The sequence below is a fragment of the Mesorhizobium sp. WSM4807 genome (genome assembly GCF_055811615.1).
The window spans coordinates 140,310-163,207 of sequence record NZ_JBVVQY010000006.1 but is presented as its reverse complement, the minus strand read 5'-3'; the positions used below and the strand labels follow the sequence as shown (position 1 = coordinate 163,207).

Sequence of the window (22,898 nt, the reverse complement as noted above, 5' to 3'; positions counted from 1 at the left end):
GCGGGGCACCGGGCTTCAGGTTTTCCGGGGTCAAAAACACCCCCCCCCGGCCCACTAAACGCCTACAATCCCGGGGGTTTTGGGGCAAAAAAAACCCCCGCTCTAGCTCTTTGCTTTAACGCATTTTGTCGGACGCCAAACGAAGACGTTTGGCTGCAAAATGCTACGACGCTGCCACTTCCGCTGGTTTGGTCGCTTTCTTCTGCAGATTGAGCAGATTGCCGAGCAGGATCAGCAAGGCTCCGCCGGCGGTGAAAGCGTCGATCTGCTCCTGATACAGCAGCCAGCCGATCAGCGCCGACAGCGGCACGCGCAAAAAGTCCATCGGCGAGATGACGGTTGCGTCGGCATAGGCGAGCGCGCGGGCCATGCAGAAATGCGACGACATGCCGGTGAAGGCGATCAGCAGGAGCCACGGCCACAGTTCGAGCGGCGGGTTGCGCCATTCGTAGAGCGCCGGGACAAGGCCGAGCATCGACTGGATGACCAGCATCCAGAAGATGATGGACACGACGCTGTCCGTCCGCGTCAGCGATTTGACCAGGACCACAGATATACCGAAGCAGACCGCGGCACCCAGCACGACAACATGTCCCGGATCGACGGCACCGACGCCCGGACGGACGATGATCACCACGCCGATCAGCCCGAGCACGATGGCCGCAAGTCTGGGCCGGCTTAGTCTTTCACCAAGAAAGCCGACCGCCAGAATGGCCGTCCAGATCGGCGTCGTGAATTCGATGGAGATCAGCACGGCCAGCGGGATCAGCGTCAAGGCGTAGAGCCATGCCGCCTGGCCGACATAATGGACGACGTTGCGGGCGATATGGGCCAAGGGGCGTTTGGTGTGCATCGCTGCAAAACCGCCCGACATCATCACCAGCGGCAGGAGGATGAAAAAGCCGATCACCGAGCGCAACTCCAACACCTGGAAGACATTGAGCTCGGCTGTCGTGGCGCGGCCGGCGACCGACATCGTCAGAAACGAAGCAATCGACAGCGCCATCCAGAATGCGGCCTTGGGGAGCGAGGGTGAGGGTGCCATGCGCGTATGTCGCAAGCCGCGACTTTGATCGCAACCGCTAGTCGGCGCATTCGGCTAGGCCAAAGGCGGCGCGATGCGAAAAGGTCATGTTGAAGACGGAACCTGCCGTGACGGAAGGCGTTGATCCTCAGTATTTGCCCGACCTTGGCAGGAAGTGTCTCCGATCTCAAGGAGGAGAGATTCGATGAAATCATTCGTGCGATTTCTATTTGCCGGCGGGCTGCTAGCTGCGGCCGGCGCGGCTCATGCCGACGAGGCAAATTTCCTCAGCTCGTTCCAGGGGAAATTCACCGGCAAGGGTACCGTCCAGGTAGACACCGATGCACCGACGGTGAATGTCTCGTGTAACTTCAATTCCGATGCAACCTCGACGTCATTGTCCCTGGACGGCAGCTGCCGCGGTCTTATCGTGGTGACGCGTGCCATCAGCGCGGATCTGAAGTCCAGCGGGACGAAGTACACCGGCGTTTATGTCGGATCCCGCACCGGGCCGGCACAGCTCAGCGGCAGGCGCTCGGGCAATGCGATCAATCTCGGCATCCGCTGGGCGAAGAATGTCAACGGTGATCGCAAGGCGCAAATGACGGTCGAGAAAACCAGCGGGAACGGCATGCGGCTGACGGTCACCGACCTCGATCCGAAGACCGGCGAGAAGGTGGTGACCAGCCGGATCGATCTGCGACGCAGCTGATCTTCTTGTCTGGCACGATCTTTTCCGAACCGAAGGCTCAGTCCTCGATCGGTTCGGGCGGGTAGGCGCCGCGGCCCTTGCCGAAAGTATAGCCGGTCTCCACCGCCTTGCGGCCGAACTTGTCGCGCAGCGTGTCGATGGCGCCTTCGGCCATGGCCCGCTTGCGCGACTGGATGTCGACGAGGTCGGGCGGATCGGCCTTTTCGTCGTCCGAGAGGTCGCTGACGCCGATGCCAAGCAGCCGGTATTTCGTGCCATCCGCTTCCTTGCGCAGCAGCTCGAGCCCGGTCGAAAAAATGCGGTCGGCCAGCCGTGTCGGGTCGCCGAGCTGGCGGTTGCGCGTGCGGGTCTTGAAATCCTGGGTCTTCAGCTTCAGCACGACGGTGCGCCCGGCGATGCCGGATTTCTTCAGCCGCCCCGAGACTTTTTCGGACAGCGCTCTCAGCACCGAAACCAATTCATCCAGGGACGCAATGTCGGTGTCGAAGGTGGTCTCCGCCGAGACGCTTTTCGCATCCTGGTCGGGATGGACGCGGCGCTCGTCCTCGCCGCGTGAAAGATGGTAGAGCCGGTCGCCCATCACGCCGTAGCGGCGCATCAGGTCATTGCGCTCCAAGCGCTGCAATTGGCCGATGGTGCGGATGCCGTCCCGTTCAAGCGTGGCGGCGAAAGCTTTTCCCACGCCCCAGATCAGCGTCACCGGCTGCCCGGCCAGGAATCCGGTCGCCTCGGCCTCACCGATCACCGAAAAGCCGCGCGGCTTGCGAAAGTCCGACGCCACCTTGGCCAGGAACTTGCAGTAGGAAAGGCCTGATGAAACGGTGATGCCGATCTCTTTCTCCACGCCGAGCGCGAAGCGCGCCAGCACAACCGCCGGTGGCAAGCCATGCAGGCGCTCGGTGCCGGCAAGGTCCAGAAACGCTTCGTCGATGGAGATCGGCTCGACCAGCGGCGTCAGCGCCTGCATCATGGCGCGCACCTCGCGGCCGACGCGACCATATTTTTCCATGTCCGGCGGGATGACGACCGCTTCCGGACAGGCTTCGAGCGCCTTGAACATCGGCATCGCCGAGCGCACCCCATGGATGCGGGCGATGTAGCAAGCGGTGGAGACGACGCCGCGCTTGCCGCCGCCGATGATCAACGGCCGGTCCTTCAGCGCCGGGTTGTCGCGCTTTTCGACCGCCGCATAAAACGCGTCGCAATCGATATGGGCGAGATGCAGCCGGTAGAGCTCCGGATGACGGGCAAGCCGTGGACTGCCGCAGCGTTCGCAGCGCCGTGCCTCGCTGCGCTGAAAGGTCAGGCAGTCGCGGCAAAAACCGTGATCGGGATTGTTGACAGGAGCCGCCATCGCTGCGAACATAAAGAGAACAAAGGCAATGGTACGTCAGGACGGACGCCACGACAAGGCGGTGGGCCGGGAGAGAGTTCGTGAATACGACCATAGCGCCGCTGGTGCCCGAGCTTTGGGCGGATTTCGAAGATCTGTTCGGTAAGCAAGGCGCCTGCTACGGCTGTTGGTGCACACATTTCCGGCTGTCGCCGGCAGTGCGCCGCGCCAGCAACCGGGAGCGCAACAAGGACCACATCAAGGCGCGGATCGAGGCCGGGCCGCCACCAGGCCTGCTGGCGTTCGAGGATGGCAAGGCGGTCGGATGGATGCAGATCGGCCCGCGCGCCGACGTGCCCGAATGGAACAATAAGGGCAGGGGGTCGGCGCCGGTCGATCCCGCCGACGCCACGGATCCGGGCGTCTGGGCGATCTCATGCTTCTTCATCCGCGTTAAGGCGCGCGGCAGGGGCGTGACGCACCGGCTGGTCGAAGGCGGCATCGAGTTTGCTCGCCAGAATGGCGCGCGGCTGGTCGAGGCGTGTCCGATCGACCTGTCGAAAGATTCGCGTTCGATCGGGCTGTTCGTCGGCTCGTCGCGGGTCTTCGAGAAAGCCGGCTTCGAGAGGCTGGTCGAGCGCAAGGCAGGCCGGCCGCTGATGCGACTGGTGCTTTGAGCCAGTGCCGCTGTGCGCGCCGCTGCCGCGGCGGTCGCTCGGCGGCGGCCAAACCGTCGCGGCCGGCCTGCATAGTCAGACAGTTGACGTCCAGCAGGAATAAATCCGCCTGCGGCCCGTTCCTCCTCGGATTTTTCCATGGAGGCTATCGATGTTTCATTTTTCCCAGACCACTCGCCCGATCCGGTTTGTCTGTCGGCCGGAAGATCATGGCGTCATCGCGCCGCCAGTGGCGGCCAAGACGGTCTTGCCGGACTGGTTCCGCAAATTGCCGGCAGTCGATGCGCAGCCCGCCGTCCCTTTGCCGTTGCAGGCGCCGGACCAGATCGTGGCGACCGGGCTGAGTTCGCCTGACGGCCGAAGACCGGCACCTCCTTCGCGGCGCCATTTGTTGCCGCCGCAGCGGCGTTGATGAAATCGGCAAACAGCAACGCCACCGCAGCCGACATTCATGACGCGCTCGGCAAGTCGGCGGAAGATCTCGGCGCGCCGGGAAAGGACGCCGTCTTCGGCTGGGGCCTGCTCAATGCCCGCGGGGCTTGCGTCGTCACGCCGAGGAAGGCGACGTGAAGCTTCACTGTTGATGCCGAAGGGACAGCCGGGGGCGCGAAGGATCACTACAAATCGGCTTCTAGCGCCAAGGAGGGATTGCACCTCGTCCGTTTCCGCTTACGGTTGCGGTTGGCGTTTTTGTCACAAGAATAGCAACGGAGATTCTGCGTGAACCGTGTTCTTCCGGCCGTCTTTGTCCTCGCGCTCAGCGCACCCGTCTTCGGCCAGACCGTTGACAACGAGGGTGCGAAGCAGCTCTCCGAAAATCTGTCCCGCTATATCGGCAGTAAGGCGAGCAGTCTCCTGAAGGTTTCCGTGGAAGGCGACGCTTACAAACTCGCTGTCGACGTCAAACCTGTCGTGGACCTGCTGGCGGCGCAGCATTCCTTCAAGTTCGACTTCAGCCCCTACGCATTGCTCGTCAAGCCGGGCAGCAACGGGACATGGAGCGTCTCGGCGGATGTGTCGCAAAGCGGTTCCTTCGAGTTCAAGGGGCCAGAGGGCCCGCAGAGCATGCAGTTCTCGATTACAGACGGCAAGTTTTCCGGCGTCTACGATCCCGAACTGGCAGCTTTCACCAGCGCCACACACTCGATGGCCGGAATGACGATGAATTCCCGGGACACCATGCAGCGCGCCAAGGTGAGTACCGGCGCCGGTACTGCCACCATGAACGCAACCAAAGCTGCTAATGGCGGCGTGGATTTCACCGCGACGCAGACGGTCGCCGATTTCGCCGAAGCACTTGATTTTGACGACCCCAAAAGCGGGTTGAAATTCCCGCTTACGATCAAATCACCGGAGCTGTCGGTGAATGCGACCGGCAAAGGCGTGCGGACAAAGCCGTTTCTCGATCTGCTGGCATTTGCCGTCGCCAATGAAGACGAGACCAAGCTGAAGGCCAACCAGGCGCAGCTCAAATCACTTTTGCTCGCCGCGCTGCCGCTGTGGGAGCGGATCGACGGCAGCTACGGATTGAAGGACGTTACTGTCGAAAGCCCGGTTGGACATTTCGGTGCGGCGGAGCTGGGCACCAGCTTCGGGTCCGACGGCATCGCCCAGAACGGAGCAATCAACTATACGATCAAGGCCGCAGGATTGACGATCCCTCCGAATCTTGTGCCCGCCTGGGGTACGGCGCTGCTGCCCACCGACATCAATCTGAATTTCGGCGGCGCCAACTTCGATCTCTACAGCATGGCGAAAAAGGCGATCGAAGCCTTTGATCTAAACAAGAATCCGCCGCTGCCGGCTGACTTTGGCGATCAGATCAAAGCTGATTTCATGGCCAAGACGCCGAAATTTGTCATCGGCCACAGCACGGTGAGGAACGGCGACATGGAAATCGCGATGGAGGGCGAGATGACGTTCCCCGGCATGAAGCCCGAGGCAAATGTGACGATCGATATTGCAGGCTACGACAGAATTGTGGAAAGCCTGCAGGCGGCGGCGAAGTCGGAGCCGGAAGCCGCGCAATATGTGCCGGTGGCGCTTGCGATCAAGGGATTCGGCAAGACGCTGCCGGACGGCCGCATCGAATGGGTCGTCAACGGCAAGCCGGACGGTTCGGTCACGGTCAATGGTGTCATGGTGAAGCCGGCCGATCCGGTTTCGAATGATGAAGGCGACGACAGCGAAGAAGAAACGACGCCGTAGGCGTTTTCGCGATCCGATCGTCGCTCATATCGAATGTTCATGGTCGTCGTCGCCAAGCGGCAGCGCCCGCAGCGCCTTGCCGACGGAAGCCGGCCGCGTGCCGGTTTCCTCCGCGAACCGCATGAGCGTCGGCTCGTGGGCGAGGATGAACTGCAGCACGCCGGCCAGGAACCCCGGCTCGCCGGCGGCAAGGCGGATGGAATGCGCCTCGATGCCAGTGATCGCCAGGAAACGGGGCAGAAGTTCCGGATCGGCGGCAACGAAGCCCAATGCCTTCACGGCAATGATTTCCGCTTCCTCGCGCATTGACGCTGCGTTTGCCATCACTACCTTCTTGCGCGGTGGAATGAGTCTCTTTTTGGCAGTAATTGCAAGCGTCGGCTGCGGCAAGCCACCTAGCTCTGCAATGCGGTGTTCGACGTGAAATCCGAAGCTTTTCCGGCAGCCGGTTTCCGTTTCGTCAATTATATTGCCGTAGAGTCGAGCAGGGTTTGGTGCGTACCGGCGAGGGCGCATGACGGCAACCTTCGAGCGGAAGGCAGGCCGGGACGGGAATTTGATGCCTAAGAAGGTCATGATTGTCGAGGACAATGAGCTCAACATGAAGCTCTTTCGCGACCTCATCGAAGCGAGCGGCTACGAGACGGTACGCACACGCAACGGCCTGGAAGCGCTGGATCTGGCGCGACTGCACAAGCCGGACCTCATCTTGATGGACATCCAACTGCCCGAAGTATCGGGGCTGGAAGTGACCAAATGGCTGAAGGAGGACGACGACCTCCATGTCATACCGGTCATTGCCGTCACCGCATTCGCGATGAAGGGCGACGAGGAGCGCATCCGCCAGGGTGGCTGCGAAGCCTATATTTCCAAGCCGATCTCGGTGCCGCGTTTCATCGAAACCATCAAATCCTACCTGGGCGACGCCTGATGCGCCCTTCCAGCCGAGCCGGAGCTTTATAAGATGACCGCACGGATCCTCGTCGTCGACGACATCCCTGCCAATGTAAGGCTGCTCGAGGTCCGGCTGCTTGCCGAATATTTCGAGGTGCTGACAGCCACCAACGGGCTGGACGCGATCGAGACCTGCGAAAACGGCAAGGTCGACGTCGTGCTGCTCGACGTGATGATGCCTGATATGGACGGGTTCGAGGTCTGCCGGCGGCTGAAGAGCGATCCGGCGACGTCGCACATCCCGGTCGTCATGATCACCGCGCTCGACCAGGTTTCGGACCGGGTGCGCGGCCTCGAGGCCGGTGCCGACGATTTTCTGACCAAGCCGGTCAATGATCTGCAATTGATGACGCGCGTCAAAAGCCTGGTCAGGCTGAAGACGTTGACGGACGAGCTGCGCCTGCGCGCCTCGACCACGCGCAATATCGGCATCGAGGAGCTGTTGAGCCGCAACTTCGCATCCGCAGACACCGCGCCGAAGGTTCTGCTGATCGACGAGCGCAAATCTTCCGTCGAGCGCGTCCAGAAGATGCTGCGCGGCAGCGCCGACCTCGACATTGCCACCGATCCGCATGCCGGCTTCTTCCAGGCCGCCGAGACGCCCTACGAATGCGTGATGATCTCGACGGCCTTTGCTGATTTCGATCCGCTCAGGCTCTGCTCGCAACTGCGTTCGCTCGATCGCACCCGTTTCGTGCCGATCATCCTTCTGGCGCAGCAGGGTGAGGAGGGGCGCATCGTCCGCGGCCTCGAACTCGGCATCAACGACTATCTGATGCGGCCGATCGACCAGCAGGAGCTGACCGCTCGGCTGCGCACGCAGGTGCGCCGCAAGCGCTACAACGACCAGCTTCGCGCCAGCGTCACCCAGACCATCGAGATGGCGGTGACCGACGCCCTGACGGGATTGCACAACCGCCGTTACCTCGACAGCCATCTGCAGACGCTGTTCGACCGTGCCGTGGCCCGGCGACGGCCGCTGTCGATGATGATCACCGATCTCGACCGCTTCAAGACCATCAACGACGCACATGGCCATGACGGCGGCGACGAGGTGCTGCGCGAATTCGCGCGGCGGCTGCGCAAGAATGTGCGCGGCATCGATCTCGCCTGCCGCTTCGGTGGCGAGGAGTTCGTCGTGGTGATGCCGGACACGGACGGCGCGGTCGCCGAAAAGGTCGCAGAGCGCATTCGCGCCGAAATCGCCCATATGCCGTTTGCCGTTGGTCATGACGGCAACACGATCGAGGTTACCGTCAGCGTCGGCGTGTCGTCGGTGCTGAAGGGCGTGGATACGGTTGCCGGGCTGATGAAGCGCGCCGACCTCGCGCTCTACGAAGCCAAGAGCGCCGGCCGCAACCGCGTCGTCGCCAACGCGGCCTAAAGTCCGTTGATATTCAGCTGACCTGCAAATGGCAGTGTCCTGCGCTTCCGGTACTGACTTACCCGAACGCACGCTCCGTCCCGGTTTTCGGGAGCCATTTTCGACTCAGCCTCACCTGAATCTCAACAGACCTCAGTTCAGAGGCAGGCGCCGACGCCTGATTATCCAGTCAGTGCGACAGGGTTACGAATTTACCTTAACGCAAGCGATTCGCCGGGCTTGGTTAAGAAATTGTTGATTTTCACAGGCTGTTGCGCAAATGTGCAGACCAATGACGGAACCGGCGCGAGGGTAGATCGCCGGGTCGATCCGAAGAATACCCCATGATTCAGGTCCGCCGCATCTCCTGGGTCCGTGGGGTCGGCCGGCCGGCGCTGGCACATAGTGGCCTCCTCGTACCGCTGCCAAACGCCGACCGGCCCCCTCTCAAAATGACATCAAGACTCTGCGCCAAGCATTGGAATTTTGGACTTTTCGAAGCCTTGAAAACAAAAACGCCGCCCACAGGGCGGCGTTTTGGCTTTAAAGCAGGAAACCAGATTTACTTGATTTTGGTTTCCTTGAACTCGACGTGCTTCTTGGCGACCGGATCGTATTTGCGGAACGACAGCTTGTCCGTCTTGGTGCGGCTGTTCTTGCTGGTCACGTAGAAGAAACCGGTGTCGGCGGTCGACAGAAGCTTGATCTTGATGTTTGCGGCTTTGGCCATTGTATCAGTCCGTTATGTTCGTGGGGTTTTGGCCGCTGGAGCACGGGGAAACACCCGGACGCGGGAAACTTGGCGCGACACATAAAGAACGCGCCCGGAAAGTCAACCCCGTGAGGCTGCCTCGTCCTTCTCCCCTTGTGGGAGAAGGTGGATTGGCGCGCAGCGCCAAGACGGTTGAGGGGTGCTGGACGGAGTGCCGTCAGTGCCAAGCTGGAGCACCCCTCATCCGACCGAGCGGAGCCTGTCCTCGGGCTTGCCGGAGGCAAGACCCGTGGGCTCGGCCACCTTCTCCCACACGGGGAGAAGGGAAGGCTGCTTTCCGATTCTATGCATCTTCCTTAATTGGAGCGGCCTTCTTCCAGTCTCCCGTGGTGTTCCACCAGCGGTTCGGGTTGGAGCGGTCGTCCAACCCCTTGGAGCGGCTGGCGAGGATCGGCTGGATGCGGATCACCGGCTCCTGATAGCTGTGGGCCTGGAAGATCGTTTCGATGATGCGGGCCGCCAGCGCCTGGTCGTCGGGCAGCTCGAACGACACTTCCACCGTACCCGGCCGTCGGCGCAATTCCGTCTCGGCGCCGGCGGCAGCGCCTTCGAGCGGCCGGTAGCGCTCGATGCCATGCGCCGACTGATAGGCATTGCTGTCGTATTTGTCCATGGTCAGCGGCGCGATCGCGACCACCGCTTCCATGATGCGGTCAACATCGCCGACCGGTGCTTGAAAGGTCACGAGCAGCAGCAATTCCATCCGCACCGATTTTGTTTCGAACCCGGAGTCGATCATGGTGGCATCCTCAAATTCGTGGCGTGTTGCTGACAATCTATCCAAGTGCTGCTGACACGGTTATGTCAGCAGCCTCGCGCCACATGAGGCATCGATCGGTCTTTCTACAGGATTTTTCGGACCAGCCTGGCGCCGACCAGCGCGATATAGAAGGCGAAGAACATGCCGAGCGCCCAGCCGAAGCCCGAGGGTCCGAAAAGGTCCATGCCGATGCCGATCGCCTGCGGGCCGAGCACCATGCCGACACCGTAGCAGAGCACGAAGGCAGCGTTGGCCGAGGCCAGGTCGTGCCCGGAAAGCTGCGAGCCGAGATGGGCCAGCCCGATCGTGTACATGGCCGCGACCACGCCGCCCCAGACGAACAGAAGCGCCGCCATCAGGTGCCAATTCTGCGCGAAGTGCGGCATGAAGATGGTGCCGGCAAGGCCGATGATTGCACAAGCCAGAAGCAGATAGCGGCGATCGCTGACACGGTCGCTGATCATGCCGAGCGGGATCTGCAACAGCACGTTGCCGAGGCCGATCATGGTGAGCAGCAGGGCGGCGTTGGCCTCGGAGTAGCCGATGCGATTGCCATAAACCGGGAACAGCGCAAAGCCGCCGGTCTCGACCGCACCGAACACCAGCACCGCGGCGGTCGCCGTCGGCACCAACCAGATGTAGCGCAGGAAGTTGCTGGTTTCGCCATTGGAGACGATCGTCGGGCTCTCGTTGCGTGCCGCCAGAACTGGAATGGCGGCCAGCGTCACCAGCGCCATGATGACGCCGAAGGGCAGGAAGCCGGTGCTGCCGAGATGGGCGAACAGCCACGGCCCGGCGGCAAAGCCGAGCGACAGCACGGTGGCGTAGATGCCGAGGACAAGGCCGCGCCGGTGCGGCGGCGCCGATGTGCTGATCCAGAATTCCGACAGGATGAACAGCACCGTCAGCGCGATGTGCAGCAGGACGCGCAGCGGAAACCACATCCAGAAGTCCGGCGCGAAGTGGAAGCCGACAAAGGCCAGCACTCCCGTGGCGATCATGGCCAGCATCGTCCAGGCGACGCCGAACCGCATGGCGAGCGGGGTGGCGAGCGGTGCGCCGACGATCGAGGCGAGGCCGGCGACAGCGGTGTTGAAGCCGATCATCGACGCCGAATGGCCGCGCGTTTCGAGGATGACGCTGAGCAGCGGCATGCCGAGGCCGATGGCGATGCCGACGACGCTGATCGACGAGATCGCCGCGATCATTGGCAGCCAATGTACGCGTTCTTCGACCTCTTGCTGGGTATCGACTGTCATGGGATGTGAATGCTCTATGCTCTACAGAATTTCGCGAACGAAGCGATTGCCGACAAGCCGGTAGAACGGCACGGAACCACCGGGGCGCAGCAGCGGATCATCGACGAGCCGCTTTTCCAGCTCTTCGAGGATAGCCCTGGTGATGTCGGGAATATCAGCTTCTCTGGCCTTGGCGAGCGGCAGCCAGACCAGTTCCTCCAACTCGTTGGTCGGACCGCCGTCCGGCAGCTCCACGGCGACATCTTCGCGCCAGGCGCTGAAGAAGCGCGTGTCGAAGCGCCGCACCCGGTTTGGCGGCGTGATGGCGCGCGCGATGAAGCGCAGCGCTTCCAGCGAGGGTCTTACGTCGTGCTCGACAAAACCCTGCCAATCGCGCGTCGTCGTCGCGAAGGCGCCCTTTTGGCCGATCAGCAGGCCGGCTTCTTCATAGGTCTCGCGGATCGCCGACAAGGCGATGGCGCGGGCGCGGGCCGGGCTGGTGCGGCCGACGCCGGCGGTCAGCCTCGCCTGTTCCTCAGGGTGCAACGCGGTGGCGACGGGAATTCGGCTGTCGGCCGGATCGGTGCGGCCGCCGGGAAAGACGAATTTCCCCGGCATGAAGGCGTGACGGGTGTGGCGCCGGCCCATCAGCACCAGGAACTCGTCGCCCTTGCGGTCGAGCAGGATCAGCGTCGCGGCGTCGCGCGGGCGTATAGGCTTGGCGTCGAGCGCGATCCGCTCAACCTTGTCGACTTCCGCCTTGGTCATAACGTCCATGCGCACGACCTAGCGGAATCTTCTCCGATGCGAAAGTGGCGTCCAGCCATGCCGATTTGCGTCAGCCTCGGTTTCAAGCCTCGGGATGCGACTCGATCAGGTCTTCTTCCCCGCCGAAGCCATGCATATAGAACGCCCATTGCAGGCCGATGACGGCGCCCTTGACCGGCTGCAGCAAGACGACCGCCAGGAGGATGGTCAGCGGCACCCAGATGGCGATGTGCTGCCAGGTGGACAGGGTGGAGGTCGCTTCGACGCCCATGAAGGCGCCGAGCACGATGTGACCGACGATGACCACCACCAGATAGGCCGGCAGATCGTCGGCGCGGTGGTGGTGAAGCTCCTCGCCGCAATGATCGCATTTATCGACGGTCTTGACGAAGGCGCGAAACAGCTTTCCCTCGCCGCAATGCGGGCAGCGGCCAAGCGCGCCACGCTTGATCGCCGTCCACAGCGGGCGGGCGATCCGGCCCGAGTGATGTTCGCCGCCGAAAACCTGTTGATTCATTTTCAAATCGCTTGGCATTACCGTCTCCTGCCGCGCGAGCCTGGACGCGATTGCGACGCACGGGCGCGGCCTTTGGCCTTGTGAAACGACCGTTTGGAGCCGGGCAGCGGCTTCGGGTCGGTCAGCATCTCGAAACGCATCGCGCCGGCCATAGGCGCCACCTCGATCAGGCGAACCTCGACGCGGTCGGCAAGCTGGTAGCCCTTGCCGGTGCGTTCTCCGAAAAGCGATCGGGCAGTTTCGTCGTATATGTAGTAATCGCCCTCCAGACTTGACACCGGGATGAAACCATCTGCGCCATACTGCGGCAATTGGACAAATAGTCCCGATTTGGTGACGCCCGAAATGCGTGCATCGAAACGATCGTCGACACGCTCGGCGAGATAGGCGGCGATCAGCCGGTCGACCGTGTCGCGCTCGGCAGCCATGGCGCGGCGCTCGGTGGCTGAGATCAGCGCAGAAACTTCTTCCAGCCGCTCCGCCTCATCCTGCGTCAGTCCACCCGCACCGAAGCCGAGCGCGGCAATCAGCCCGCGATGCACGATCAGGTCGGCATATCTGCGGATCGGCGAGGTGAAATGCGCGTAGCGCTTCAGATTGAGGCCGAAATGGCCGATGTTGCTGGGCGAATATTCGGCCTGCATCTGCGTGCGCAGCACCACCTCGTTGACCAGTCCCTCATGGTCGGCGCCGCGGACGCGATCCAGAATCCCGTTGAACTGGTTCGGTCGCATCTGCGCGCCGCGTGCCAGCGACAGGCCAAGCGTCTGCAGGAATTCGCGCAGCGATTCCTGCTTGGCGAGCGAAGGTGCGTCGTGGATGCGGTAGACCAATGCCTGCCGTTTCGCCTCCAGCGTCTCGGCCGCCGCGACATTGGCCTGGATCATGAACTCTTCGATCAGCTTGTGCGCGTCGAGCCGCTCCGGCACGACGACCCGGTCGACAGTGCCGTCCTCCTTGAGCAGGATTTTCCGCTCCGGCAATTCAAGCTCGAGCGGCTGGCGCGTCTCACGGCCGCGCTTCACCACGGCGTAGGCGTCCCACAGCGGCTTCAGCACCGTGTCGAGGATCTGGCCGGTCTTGTCGTCCGGCGTGCCGTCGATCGCGGCCTGCGCTTGGCGATAGGCGAGTTTCGCCGCCGACTTCATCATGATGCGGTGGAACGAATGCCTGAGCTTGCGGCCATCGGCCGAGAAAGTCATGCGGACCGCCAGCGCCGGGCGGTCCTGGCCTTCGCGCAGCGAACAAAGGTCGTTGGAGATGCGCTCCGGCAGCATCGGCACGACGCGATCCGGGAAATAGACCGAGTTGCCACGCTTCAGCGCCTCGCGGTCGAGCGCGGTGCCATAGCGCACATAAGCGGCGACATCGGCAATCGCCACGGTAACCACCACGCCGCCGGGGTTCTTCTCGTCCGGATCCGATATGGCGAACACCGCGTCGTCATGGTCCTTGGCGTCGGCCGGATCGATGGTGACCAGCGGCAGCTCGCGCCAGTCCTCGCGGCCGGCCAGCGTCGCCGGTTTGACCGCCTCCGCCTCGGCAATGACGTCTGCCGGGAAAATATGCGGAATGTCATGCGCGTGGATGGCGATCATCGAGACCGCTTTTTCGCTGGTCAGCGAACCGAGCACCGCCAGCACCTTGGCTCTGGGCAGTCCATAGCGGGAGGCCCGCGCCGGCTCGACCTCGACCAGATCGCCATTCTTGGCGCCGTTCTGGAATTCCTTGTCGACGATCAGCTCCGGCTGGCGTCTTTCGACAGGCTCGATGCGGAAGGTGCCGTCCTGCAGCACGCGGAAGACGCCGAGAACGGCCTCGGTGCGCTTCTCGAAGATCTTCATCACCCGCCCGGTATAGGCGGGGCCCGTCGCGTCATCGGTTGGAAAGGTCTTGGCCAGCACACGGTCGCCGACGCCCGGTGTCGGGCCGCCGCCGCGCGACACGCGGATCGCTATGACAGGCGGCTCGCCGTTGCCCACGGCTTCGGTTGGGTGCGCCAGCAGCACGCCGTCGGCGTCGCGGCCAAAGATGTCGAGCACGGCGACATGGGCGAGGGCGCCGACACGGGCGAGCCGTTTGCGCTCCTTGGTCAGCAGGCCTTCGTCCTGCAGGTCGCGCAAAATGTCCTTCAGCCAGATACGGTCCTCGCCGCGCAGCGCAAACGCCTTGGCGATGTCGCGTTTGCCGGAGCGATCGGGGTTTTCGGCGATGTAGCGCAGGATTTCGTCGCGGGACGGGCGGTAGTTGTCTTTGACCTTGGCCCTGGTGTCGGCGGTGCGCAGATCGCCATGACTTCTTCCGGATACCCTGCGCGCCACGATGCACTATCCCTTTTAGTTGGCCACTTTCTTGGCCGCCGGTTTTTGGGCCGCCGGTTTTTTGGCCGCCGCAGGCTTTTTGGCAGGTGCGGCCGCTTTGCGGAAGGGCTTTCTGCCGCCGTTGCCACCCTTGGCTTCCTTCTCGGCAATCAGCGCCACCGCGTCCTCGATTGTCACCGACTGCGGGTCCTTGCCCTTCGGCAGCGTCGCATTGACCTTGCCGAAATTAACATAAGGCCCGTATTTGCCGTCACGCACGACGATCTTGCCGCCGCCTGCGGGATGCTCGCCAAGCTCCTTCAAGGCGGCGGGCGTGCCGCCATTGCGGCCGCCCGGGCCCTTCAACTGCTTCTCGGCGATGACCGACACGGCCCGGTTGAGACCGATCGAGAACACGTCCTCGATGCTGTCGAGATTGGCGTAGGTGCCGTCATGCAGAACGAACGGGCCGTAGCGCCCCAGACCGGCCGAGATCATCTTGCCGGATTCCGGATGCTTGCCGACGTCGCGCGGCAGCGACAGCAGGGCGAGGGCCTTTTCGTGGTCGATCGAATCGACTGTCCAGCCCTTGGGCAGGCTGGAACGCTTGGCTTCCTTGCCGTCGCCGCGCTGGATATAGGGGCCAAAACGACCGCTGCGCAGCGTGATTTCCTCCGCCGTGTAGGGGTCTTTGCCCAGCACCTTGGTGCCGTCCTCGCCATTGCCGTTTTCGCCATTGGGGTTGGCGGCGTCGCCGAGCTGGCGGGTGAAGGAGCATTCGGGATAGTTCGAGCAGCCGACGAAGGCGCCGAACTTGCCGAGCTTCAGCGACAGGTTGCCGGTGCCGCATTTCGGGCAGATGCGCGGATTTGAGCCGTCCTCGCGCGCGGGAAACACCAGCGGCGCCAGTTCCTCGTTGAGCGCGTCGAGCACGTCGGTGACACGCAATTCCTTGATGTCGGCGACGGCGCCCGAGAAATCCTTCCAGAAATCGCGCAGCACATCCTTCCAGGCGAGCTTGCCGTCGGAGATTTCATCGAGTTTTTCCTCGAGCGAGGCGGTAAAATCATATTCGACATAGCGCTCGAAGAAGCTTTCGAGGAAGGCCGACAACAGCCGGCCCTTCGCCTGCGGCAACAGCTTGCGCTTGTCCATGCTGACGTAGTCGCGATCCTCCAGCGTCTTCAGGATCGCCGTGTAGGTCGACGGCCGGCCGATGCCGAGCTCTTCCAGCTTCTTGATCAGCGAGGCTTCCGAATAGCGCGGCGGCGGTTCGGTGGTGTGCTGGGTGGCGTTGATCGCCTCGCGGTCGAGCTGTTCGCCGGCGCGGATCTCGGGCAGACGGCGGTCTTCCTCGTCTTCCGAATCCTCATCCTTCTGGTCGGTATAGGCGGCAATGAAGCCGTCGAAGCGAATGACCGAACCGACGGCGCGAAGCTCCGCGGTGCGGGCGCCGTTGACCGCCTCGATCTCGGCAGTGGTACGCTCGATCTCGGCCGGCTGCATCTGGCTGGCGATGGCGCGTTTCCACACTATCTCGTAGAGCCGTGCCTGGTCGGCATCGAGATATTGCCTGACCGAAGCGGGCGTGCGCATGAAATCGGTCGGGCGAATCGCTTCGTGCGCTTCCTGGGCGTTCTTGGCCTTGGTCGTGTAGTAGCGCGGCTTTTCAGGCAGGTATTTTGGGCCGAACTCTTTTGCGATCGCGTCGCGCGCGGCTGATATCGCCTCGGGCGCCATCTGCACGCCGTCGGTTCGCATATAGGTGATCAGGCCGGTGGTCTCGCCGCCGATGTCCATGCCTTCATAGAGCCGCTGCGCCACCTGCATGGTGCGGCTTGCCGAAAAACCGAGGCGCGAGGAGGCGGCCTGCTGCAGCGTCGAGGTGGTGAAGGGCGGACCTGGATTGCGCTTGGTCGGCTTGGCTTCGACCGACAGCGCCTTGAAGGTCGCACCTTCCAGCATCGCCTTGATGTCGTCGGCCTGCGCCTTGTTCGAAATGTCGAGCTTTTGCAGCTTCTTGCGGTCGAAGGCGGTCAGCCGCGCTTCGAAATTTTCCTTGCGCGGCGTGCCGAGAATGGCGGCGACTTGCCAGTATTCCTCGCGGATGAAGCGCTCGATCTCCAACTCGCGGTCGCAGACGAGGCGCAATGCCACCGACTGGACGCGGCCGGCGGAACGGGCGCCGGGCAGCTTGCGCCACAGGACGGGCGACAGCGTGAAGCCGACGAGATAGTCGAGCGCGCGGCGAGCGAGATAGGCATCGACCAGCGGCGCATCGATCTGACGCGGATTGGCCATCGCTTCCAGCACCGACGATTTGGTGATGGCGTTGAAGACGACGCGGCTGACCGGCTTGTCCTTCAGCGCTCGCTTCTGCTTCAGCACTTCCAGGACATGCCAGGAAATGGCTTCGCCTTCGCGATCCGGATCGGTGGCGAGGATCAGGCCGTCGGCGTCCTTGACCGCCTTGGCGATGTCGGCAAGACGTTTGCTCGAGGCAGTGTCGACAGCCCAGGACATGGCAAAATCCTCGTCCGGACGCACCGAGCCATCCTTGGCCGGCAGATCGCGGACGTGACCGAACGAGGCCAGGACCTTGTAGTTCTTTCCGAGGTACTTGTTGATTGTCTTCGCTTTGGCCGGCGATTCGACGACGACGACGTCCATGAGGTCTCATATCAGCTGTGGTGCGGCAGAAGAATTCCGCTGCGCGCGACGAAATCTCGTACAATTGTCGCTCACATGGCCGCGCTTTTGCATTCGGTCAAGGGGAAGCGCCCAAAATGCAGGCCTGCATTGAGCGCGCAACCCAAGGGCGCATCATGTGATATCCGCAATCCCAGATAAGGTGACCAGCTGCCCTATCGTTGGACAAGCCGGCATGAATCCGGGAAAACGGGACAAAATCTTCTGCGGATATAAGAGAAACATCGATCACGCGCCAGCCCCAGCTGAGGGACGCCCGGCATGATGAGACGACGCTGGCGGGCGAGACTGGCGTGGCGAGTGGGGCTCGTGTGTCCAGCGGGACGGCACAAGAAGCTGGCCGCCGGGAGGCCTGCAGGGATACGCGGCAGCCAGGGATTTCCCGCCGGTCAAGGGCGGGGATTGAGGTTCGGGGCTTAGTCGGCCTTGGCGATGTGCCAGACGCCGCCGACTCCGTCGCCGGTCACATCGCCGGCCTTCTTGTCCTTGATGAATGTGTAGAGCGGCTTGCCTTCATAGGCCCACATCTTGGTGCCGTCGGTGCGGTCGACGATTGTCCATTCGCCTTCGGGCTTGGCGTCGGCCTCAGCCTTCAGCGGCGGCCAACTGGCGGCGCATTTGTCGTAGCAGTTCGACTTGCCCATCTCGTCCTTGTCGTAGGTGTAAAGGGTCATGCCGTTGGCATCGGTGTATATCTTGGTGCCGCCGATATCGGCTTCTTTCCACGCTTCGGCGGCATATGAGGTGGCGGTGCCGAGCAAAAGCACCGCCAGCCCAACTGTGATCGATTTCATGACGCTCTCCCTGATATGATCGAGAAGCGCGCGGAAAAGCCGCGGCCTCGTTGCATCAACGCGCTTGGTGGGTCGTTTCTTCCTCGATGCGAGGCGGCAACTTGCCACGCATTGGTGATTGGCGGACAAGGACGTGCGCCGCTATATCGGCGCCGATACAGTTGGAGTTTCGGGAATGGCATTGGATATCGGCTATGTCAGCGCGGTCGGGGCGGGGGCGATCTCGTTCCTGTCGCCCTGCGTGCTGCCGCTGGTGCCGCCCTATCTCTGCTACATGGCGGGCGTATCGGTCGATGATTTCCGAGGCAATGCCGGCGTCGCGGCCAAGGCAGACGCACGCAGCGCGCTGCTCTATGCCTCGATCGCCTTTGTTCTCGGCTTTTCGACCGTCTTCGTGGCGTTGGGCGCCGGCGCCTCGACCATCGGCCGGCTGCTGCGCGTCTGGCAGGAGCCGCTGGCCATGGCCGCCGGCGTGCTGATCATCCTGATGGGGCTGAATTTCCTCGGCATATTGCGCATCCCGCTGCTGTCGCGTGAGGCGCGCTTCCAGTCGCGGGGCAAGCCGGCCAGTATCGTTGCCGCATACGTCATGGGACTGGCCTTCGCCTTCGGCTGGACACCCTGCATCGGACCGGTGCTGGGGCCGATCCTGACGCTTGCCGGCGGCCGCGAGACGGTGGGCGAGGGCGCGCTGCTGCTTGCCGCCTATTCGCTCGGCCTCGGCATACCGTTCCTGATCGCGGCGCTGTTTTCCGGCGCCTTCATGCGCCTTCTCTCGAAATTCCGCGTCCATCTCGGCCGTGTCGAAAAGGCGATGGGCGTACTGCTGGTCGTCGCCGGCGTCTTTTTCCTGACCGGCGGCGTGCAGGCCGCGTCCTACTGGCTGCTGGAGAATTTCCCGATGCTGGGGCAACTGGGTTGATTAGATCAAGTCGAAAGCTTGATGCGACTCACAGCTATCGCAGCTGGCGTTGCCGGCACGGTAATCGCTTCAGGTTTGCGCCGCCCCTCATCGCCCTGCCGGGCACTTCTCCCCGTATAGTGACGGGGAGAAGGACGCCTTCGCAAAGGATTTCGCCAATCTCCAGCGCTGCAGAAAGGGTGCCGAGGTTGCGGCCAGCCTCCTCCTTCTCCCCGTCACTATACGGGGAGAAGATGCCGGCAGGCAGATGAGGGGCAGCGCCAGCATAGATCATTGGCCGGATTAGAAATCGAATTTGCGACGCAGCACAACCACCTCACTGGAATTTAACCGCATTGGCGCAGCATTGGCGCCAATGCTAGACATGCCTTGATTCCCGACCCTTTTCATATGGTTGCCATTCCATGAGCCAGAGAACCTGCCTGTCCGTTATCCTCGCCGCCGGCGAAGGCACGCGCATGAAAAGCGCTGTGCCAAAAGTGCTGCACCCGATCGCCGGCCTGCCGATGGTCGCCCATGTCGTCAAGGCTGCGGAAGCCGCAGGCAGCGGTGATCTGGCGCTGGTGATCGGCCATGGCGCGGACGAGATGCGCAAGGCCACGCAAAAGTTCGCGCCGAAGGCGGAGACCTTCGTCCAGGACAAGCGGCTCGGCACGGCGCATGCCGTTCTGGCTGCTCGCGACGCGATATCAAAGGGTTACGATGACGTCCTGGTGATGTTCGGCGATACGCCGCTGATCGATCCGGCGGTGCTGACCGCTGCGCGCCTGAAGCTGGCTGAAGGCGCTGCCGTCGTTGTGGTCGGCTTCCGCACGTCAAATCCGTCCGGCTATGGCCGCTTGATCGAAAAAGGCGGCAAGCTCATCGCCATCCGCGAGGAAAAGGACTGCACCGACGAGGAGAAGAAAATCACCTTCTGCAATGGCGGGCTGATGGCGATTGCGGGAAAGCATGCGCTGCAGCTACTCGATCAAGTCGGCAACAACAACGCCAAGGGCGAGTATTACCTCACTGACATCGTCGAGATCGCCGGCGGGCAGGGTTTTGATGTCGTTGCTGCAGAAGCCGGCTTCGAGAATGTGCTCGGCATCAACAACCGTGCCGAACTCGCTGCGGCGGAAGGCATCTGGCAGACGCGTCGGCGGCGCGAGGCCATGCTCTCCGGGGTCATGCTGATCGCGCCGGAAACCGTGTTCTTTTCGCACGACACCGAGATCGGCGCCGACACGATCGTCGAACCCAACGTCTGGTTCGGGCCGGGCGTGAAGATCGCCACGGGCGCCAAGATCCATGCCTTCAGCCATATTGAAGGCGCCACGATCGCTTCGAACTGCGATGTCGGTCCGTTTGCACGGCTGCGGCCGGGCGCCGATCTCAAGCAAAAAGCCAAGGTCGGAAATTTCTGCGAGGTCAAGCAGGCGACGGTCGAGGAGGGCGCCAAGGTCAATCACCTGACCTATATCGGTGATGCCCGCGTCGGCGCCGGCGCCAACATCGGCGCTGGAACCATCACCTGCAATTATGACGGCTACTCGAAATTCTTCACCGATATCGGCGAGGGCGCCTTCGTCGGCTCGAATTCCTCGCTGGTGGCGCCTGTCACAATCGGCAAGGGCGGCTACATCGCTTCGGGCAGCGTGATCACCGAAAGCGTGCCGGACGATGGGTTGGCATTCGGCCGCGCCCGCCAGAGGACGCTGCCCGGCAAGGGCAAGGAATTGCGCGAGCGTTTTGCTTCGGCAGCGGCGGCCCGGAAAAAAGGCTAGCCTGACGGAGCTCCGCAACGAACTGCATCATATCTTTGATGGATTTCAGGAACCACCGAGGCGACATAGGATGCATGCTCGGAGAAACTGAGCGATTGCTGTAACCGGATTGCAAGAGCGCCCTGTCATGGTGCATCTGTGCAAGATCGTTCCGGCTGATACGGGACGAAACGCAATGTGATTTTCGCGGCAGCCCGGCCAACCCTAAATGGCGCCGGGCTTTTATGCCGGAATCGGGGGCAACGTCTATGTGCGGTATCGTCGGAATTGTCAGTCACTCGCCGGTCGCGCCACTGATCGTCGATGCACTGAAAAGGCTCGAATATCGCGGCTATGATTCGGCTGGCGTCGCCACCGTCGAGCACGGCAAGCTTGCGCGTCGCCGCGCCGAGGGCAAGCTGATCAATCTCGAACGCCGGCTGAAGGACGAACCGCTCGACGGCATGATCGGCATCGGCCACACGCGCTGGGCAACGCATGGCGTGCCCAATGAGACCAATGCGCATCCGCATTTTTCCGACGGCGTCGCCATCGTCCACAACGGCATCATCGAGAATTTCGCCGAATTGCGCGACGAGCTGATGCGCGACGGCTACACATTTTCATCGCAGACCGACACCGAGGTCGTCGCACACCTGGTGGGTCGCGAACTGGCCAGGGGCCTGCAGCCGGTCGAGGCCGCGCACCAGGCGCTGAAGCGGCTGGAAGGCGCCTTTGCGCTGGCCATCATGTTTAGGGGAGACGAGGATCTCATCGTCGGCGCGCGTAACGGCCCGCCGCTGGCCGTCGGCCATGGCGATGGCGAGATGTTTTTGGGCTCCGACGCCATCGCGCTTGCCCCCTTCACCAATTCGATCACCTATCTGGAGGATGGCGACTGGGCGGTGGTGCGCCGCGACGACGTCGGCATCTTCGACATGGACGGCAACAAGGTCGACCGCAAGCGCCAGCAGTCGCTCAGCACCAGCTTCATGGTCGACAAGGGCAACCGGCGCCATTTCATGGAGAAGGAAATTCATGAACAGCCCGAGGTGATCTCGCACACGCTGGCGCATTATGTGGATTTTGTTGGCGGCGTCTCGAAGCCGCTCGAGCTGCCGTTCAATTTCGCTGAGATCAATCGGCTGGCGATTTCGGCCTGCGGCACCGCCTATCTGGCCGGCCTGATCAGCAAATACTGGTTCGAGCGCTATGCGCGGCTGCCGGTCGACATCGATGTCGCTTCGGAATTCCGCTACCGCGAGATGCCGCTGTCGAAGACAGACGCCGCCTTCTTCATCTCGCAATCGGGCGAGACCGCCGACACGCTGGCCTCGCTGCGCTATTGCCGGCAGGCCGGGATGAAGATCGGCGCGGTCGTCAATGTCCGCGAATCGACGATGGCGCGCGAGTCCGACGTCATCCTGCCGACGCTGGCCGGGCCGGAGATCGGTGTCGCCTCGACCAAGGCCTTCACCTGTCAATTGTCGGTGCTGGCCTCGATTGCCGTGCGGGCCGGCGTGGCGCGCGGAACGATTTCGCGCGAGCAGGAAACGACGCTGGTCCGCCAACTGTCGGAAGCGCCCCGCTACGCCAACCAGGTCCTGAAGCTCGACGGCCAGATCGAAAAGGTTGCGCGCGACCTCTCGCACTACAAGAACGTGCTCTATCTCGGCCGCGACACCAATTTCCCGCTGGCCATGGAAGGTGCGCTGAAGCTCAAGGAAATCTCCTATATCCATGCCGAGGGCTATGCCGCCGGCGAACTGAAGCACGGGCCTATCGCGCTGATCGACGAGAACATGCCGGTCATCGTTATTGCCCCGCATGACCGCATCTTTGAAAAGACCGTGTCGAACATGCAGGAAGTGGCTGCGCGCGGCGGCAAGATCATCCTGATCACCGACAGCAAGGGTGCCGCGCACGCCACGGTGAAGACGATGGAGACGATCGTGCTGCCGGACGTGCCGGAAATCATCTCGCCGATCATCTACGCGCTGCCGATCCAGATGCTGGCCTATTTCACCGCGGTGTTCATGGGCACCGACGTCGACCAGCCGCGCAACCTGGCGAAATCGGTGACTGTGGAATAGCCGTGGTTT

Annotated in this window: 19 protein-coding genes and 2 pseudogenes; 10 read left to right on the top strand and 11 right to left on the bottom strand. The window is 62.6% G+C overall.

What is annotated here, in order from left to right; all coding sequences use genetic code 11:
* Positions 1-163 precede the first annotated feature (163 nt).
* Positions 164-1,045: a DMT family transporter gene (locus AC0L3N_RS10235; RefSeq protein ID WP_473529205.1), complete on the bottom strand. Its 882-nt coding sequence runs from the start codon at positions 1,043-1,045 to the stop codon at positions 164-166.
* Between the two features lie 184 nt (positions 1,046-1,229).
* On the opposite strand from AC0L3N_RS10235, the gene AC0L3N_RS10230 reads away from it, so the two are divergent.
* Positions 1,230-1,736, top strand: coding sequence for a hypothetical protein (locus AC0L3N_RS10230; protein WP_473487261.1), 507 nt, complete (start codon positions 1,230-1,232; stop codon positions 1,734-1,736).
* A 37-nt stretch (positions 1,737-1,773) separates the two neighbouring features.
* On the opposite strand, the gene AC0L3N_RS10225 is transcribed toward AC0L3N_RS10230, so the two are convergent.
* Complete coding sequence (locus tag AC0L3N_RS10225) at positions 1,774-3,102, bottom strand: DNA polymerase IV (protein WP_473529204.1); 1,329 nt, start codon at positions 3,100-3,102, stop codon at positions 1,774-1,776.
* Between the two features lie 68 nt (positions 3,103-3,170).
* Here AC0L3N_RS10225 and AC0L3N_RS10220 point away from each other — a divergent pair, with 68 nt between their 5' ends.
* The 4 genes and pseudogenes from AC0L3N_RS10220 to AC0L3N_RS10205 all read left to right on the top strand — a co-directional run bounded on the left by AC0L3N_RS10220 (position 3,171) and on the right by AC0L3N_RS10205 (position 5,954).
* Positions 3,171-3,746, top strand: coding sequence for a GNAT family N-acetyltransferase (locus tag AC0L3N_RS10220; protein WP_473487263.1), 576 nt, complete (start codon positions 3,171-3,173; stop codon positions 3,744-3,746).
* Between the two features lie 151 nt (positions 3,747-3,897).
* Positions 3,898-4,029, top strand: a pseudogene (locus tag AC0L3N_RS10215) (DUF6065 family protein); the annotation flags it as partial.
* Between the two features lie 71 nt (positions 4,030-4,100).
* Positions 4,101-4,316, top strand: a pseudogene (locus AC0L3N_RS10210) (S8 family serine peptidase); the annotation flags it as partial.
* A 150-nt stretch (positions 4,317-4,466) separates the two neighbouring features.
* Positions 4,467-5,954: a hypothetical protein gene (locus AC0L3N_RS10205; RefSeq protein ID WP_473547487.1), complete on the top strand. Its 1,488-nt coding sequence runs from the start codon at positions 4,467-4,469 to the stop codon at positions 5,952-5,954.
* 24 nt (positions 5,955-5,978) lie between these two features.
* Here AC0L3N_RS10205 and AC0L3N_RS10200 read toward each other — a convergent pair whose 3' ends face one another.
* The gene (locus AC0L3N_RS10200) at positions 5,979-6,278 is read right to left on the bottom strand and encodes a DUF3572 domain-containing protein (protein WP_473547485.1); all 300 of its coding nucleotides are present in this window, start codon (positions 6,276-6,278) and stop codon (positions 5,979-5,981) included.
* A gap of 250 nt (positions 6,279-6,528) precedes the next feature.
* Between AC0L3N_RS10200 and AC0L3N_RS10195 the strand changes: the two genes are divergently transcribed.
* Positions 6,529-6,885 (top strand): response regulator, encoded by a 357-nt coding sequence (locus tag AC0L3N_RS10195; protein WP_287247952.1) that lies wholly within the window; start codon positions 6,529-6,531, stop codon positions 6,883-6,885.
* Positions 6,886-6,918: 33 nt separating this feature from the next.
* Positions 6,919-8,292: a PleD family two-component system response regulator gene (locus AC0L3N_RS10190; protein WP_473487266.1), complete on the top strand. Its 1,374-nt coding sequence runs from the start codon at positions 6,919-6,921 to the stop codon at positions 8,290-8,292.
* 541 nt (positions 8,293-8,833) lie between these two features.
* Here the strand turns inward: AC0L3N_RS10190 and rpmG are convergent.
* The 8 genes from rpmG to AC0L3N_RS10150 form a co-directional block, all read right to left on the bottom strand.
* Positions 8,834-9,001 carry a 50S ribosomal protein L33 gene (gene rpmG / locus AC0L3N_RS10185; protein WP_006201775.1) on the bottom strand — a complete coding sequence of 56 codons (168 nt, stop codon included), beginning with the start codon at positions 8,999-9,001 and terminating at the stop codon, positions 8,834-8,836.
* A 325-nt stretch (positions 9,002-9,326) separates the two neighbouring features.
* Positions 9,327-9,782, bottom strand: coding sequence for a YqfO family protein (locus AC0L3N_RS10180; RefSeq protein WP_473547483.1), 456 nt, complete (start codon positions 9,780-9,782; stop codon positions 9,327-9,329).
* 104 nt (positions 9,783-9,886) lie between these two features.
* Complete coding sequence (locus AC0L3N_RS10175) at positions 9,887-11,062, bottom strand: MFS transporter (RefSeq protein ID WP_473487268.1); 1,176 nt, start codon at positions 11,060-11,062, stop codon at positions 9,887-9,889.
* A gap of 21 nt (positions 11,063-11,083) precedes the next feature.
* The gene (locus tag AC0L3N_RS10170) at positions 11,084-11,818 is read right to left on the bottom strand and encodes an NUDIX hydrolase (RefSeq protein ID WP_473547481.1); all 735 of its coding nucleotides are present in this window, start codon (positions 11,816-11,818) and stop codon (positions 11,084-11,086) included.
* Between the two features lie 73 nt (positions 11,819-11,891).
* Complete coding sequence (locus AC0L3N_RS10165; RefSeq protein WP_244603021.1) at positions 11,892-12,326, bottom strand: DUF983 domain-containing protein; 435 nt, start codon at positions 12,324-12,326, stop codon at positions 11,892-11,894.
* A gap of 17 nt (positions 12,327-12,343) precedes the next feature.
* A complete protein-coding gene (gene rnr, locus AC0L3N_RS10160; protein WP_473547479.1) occupies positions 12,344-14,647 on the bottom strand; it encodes a ribonuclease R in 2,304 nt (767 codons plus the stop codon).
* A 15-nt stretch (positions 14,648-14,662) separates the two neighbouring features.
* Positions 14,663-17,296, bottom strand: a complete 2,634-nt coding sequence (topA, locus tag AC0L3N_RS10155; RefSeq protein ID WP_473547477.1) for a type I DNA topoisomerase — start codon at positions 17,294-17,296, stop codon at positions 14,663-14,665.
* Positions 17,297-17,751: 455 nt separating this feature from the next.
* Complete coding sequence (locus tag AC0L3N_RS10150; RefSeq protein WP_473547475.1) at positions 17,752-18,129, bottom strand: COG4315 family predicted lipoprotein; 378 nt, start codon at positions 18,127-18,129, stop codon at positions 17,752-17,754.
* Between the two features lie 175 nt (positions 18,130-18,304).
* Here AC0L3N_RS10150 and AC0L3N_RS10145 point away from each other — a divergent pair, with 175 nt between their 5' ends.
* From AC0L3N_RS10145 to glmS, 3 genes are all read left to right on the top strand, one after another.
* The gene (locus AC0L3N_RS10145) at positions 18,305-19,051 is read left to right on the top strand and encodes a cytochrome c biogenesis CcdA family protein (RefSeq protein WP_473547627.1); all 747 of its coding nucleotides are present in this window, start codon (positions 18,305-18,307) and stop codon (positions 19,049-19,051) included.
* Between the two features lie 404 nt (positions 19,052-19,455).
* Positions 19,456-20,817 (top strand): bifunctional UDP-N-acetylglucosamine diphosphorylase/glucosamine-1-phosphate N-acetyltransferase GlmU, encoded by a 1,362-nt coding sequence (glmU, locus tag AC0L3N_RS10140; protein ID WP_473547473.1) that lies wholly within the window; start codon positions 19,456-19,458, stop codon positions 20,815-20,817.
* Positions 20,818-21,065: 248 nt separating this feature from the next.
* Positions 21,066-22,889, top strand: coding sequence for a glutamine--fructose-6-phosphate transaminase (isomerizing) (glmS, locus tag AC0L3N_RS10135; protein WP_473547471.1), 1,824 nt, complete (start codon positions 21,066-21,068; stop codon positions 22,887-22,889).
* Positions 22,890-22,898 lie beyond the last annotated feature (9 nt).

Excerpts from the sequence above, each read along its gene's own strand:
- AC0L3N_RS10235 (WP_473529205.1), bottom strand. The coding sequence starts at position 1,045 with ATGGCACCCTCACCCTCGCTCCCCAAGGCCGCATTCTGGATGGCGCTG.
- AC0L3N_RS10230 (WP_473487261.1), top strand. The coding sequence starts at position 1,230 with ATGAAATCATTCGTGCGATTTCTATTTGCCGGCGGGCTGCTAGCTGCG.
- AC0L3N_RS10225 (WP_473529204.1), bottom strand. The coding sequence starts at position 3,102 with ATGTTCGCAGCGATGGCGGCTCCTGTCAACAATCCCGATCACGGTTTT.
- AC0L3N_RS10200 (WP_473547485.1), bottom strand. The coding sequence starts at position 6,278 with ATGGCAAACGCAGCGTCAATGCGCGAGGAAGCGGAAATCATTGCCGTG.
- AC0L3N_RS10195 (WP_287247952.1), top strand. The coding sequence starts at position 6,529 with ATGATTGTCGAGGACAATGAGCTCAACATGAAGCTCTTTCGCGACCTC.
- AC0L3N_RS10190 (WP_473487266.1), top strand. The coding sequence starts at position 6,919 with ATGACCGCACGGATCCTCGTCGTCGACGACATCCCTGCCAATGTAAGG.
- rpmG (WP_006201775.1), bottom strand. The coding sequence starts at position 9,001 with ATGGCCAAAGCCGCAAACATCAAGATCAAGCTTCTGTCGACCGCCGAC.
- AC0L3N_RS10180 (WP_473547483.1), bottom strand. The coding sequence starts at position 9,782 with ATGATCGACTCCGGGTTCGAAACAAAATCGGTGCGGATGGAATTGCTG.
- AC0L3N_RS10175 (WP_473487268.1), bottom strand. The coding sequence starts at position 11,062 with ATGACAGTCGATACCCAGCAAGAGGTCGAAGAACGCGTACATTGGCTG.
- AC0L3N_RS10170 (WP_473547481.1), bottom strand. The coding sequence starts at position 11,818 with ATGGACGTTATGACCAAGGCGGAAGTCGACAAGGTTGAGCGGATCGCG.
- AC0L3N_RS10165 (WP_244603021.1), bottom strand. The coding sequence starts at position 12,326 with ATGAATCAACAGGTTTTCGGCGGCGAACATCACTCGGGCCGGATCGCC.
- topA (WP_473547477.1), bottom strand. The coding sequence starts at position 17,296 with ATGGACGTCGTCGTCGTCGAATCGCCGGCCAAAGCGAAGACAATCAAC.
- AC0L3N_RS10150 (WP_473547475.1), bottom strand. The coding sequence starts at position 18,129 with ATGAAATCGATCACAGTTGGGCTGGCGGTGCTTTTGCTCGGCACCGCC.
- AC0L3N_RS10145 (WP_473547627.1), top strand. The coding sequence starts at position 18,305 with ATGGCATTGGATATCGGCTATGTCAGCGCGGTCGGGGCGGGGGCGATC.
- glmU (WP_473547473.1), top strand. The coding sequence starts at position 19,456 with ATGAGCCAGAGAACCTGCCTGTCCGTTATCCTCGCCGCCGGCGAAGGC.
- glmS (WP_473547471.1), top strand. The coding sequence starts at position 21,066 with ATGTGCGGTATCGTCGGAATTGTCAGTCACTCGCCGGTCGCGCCACTG.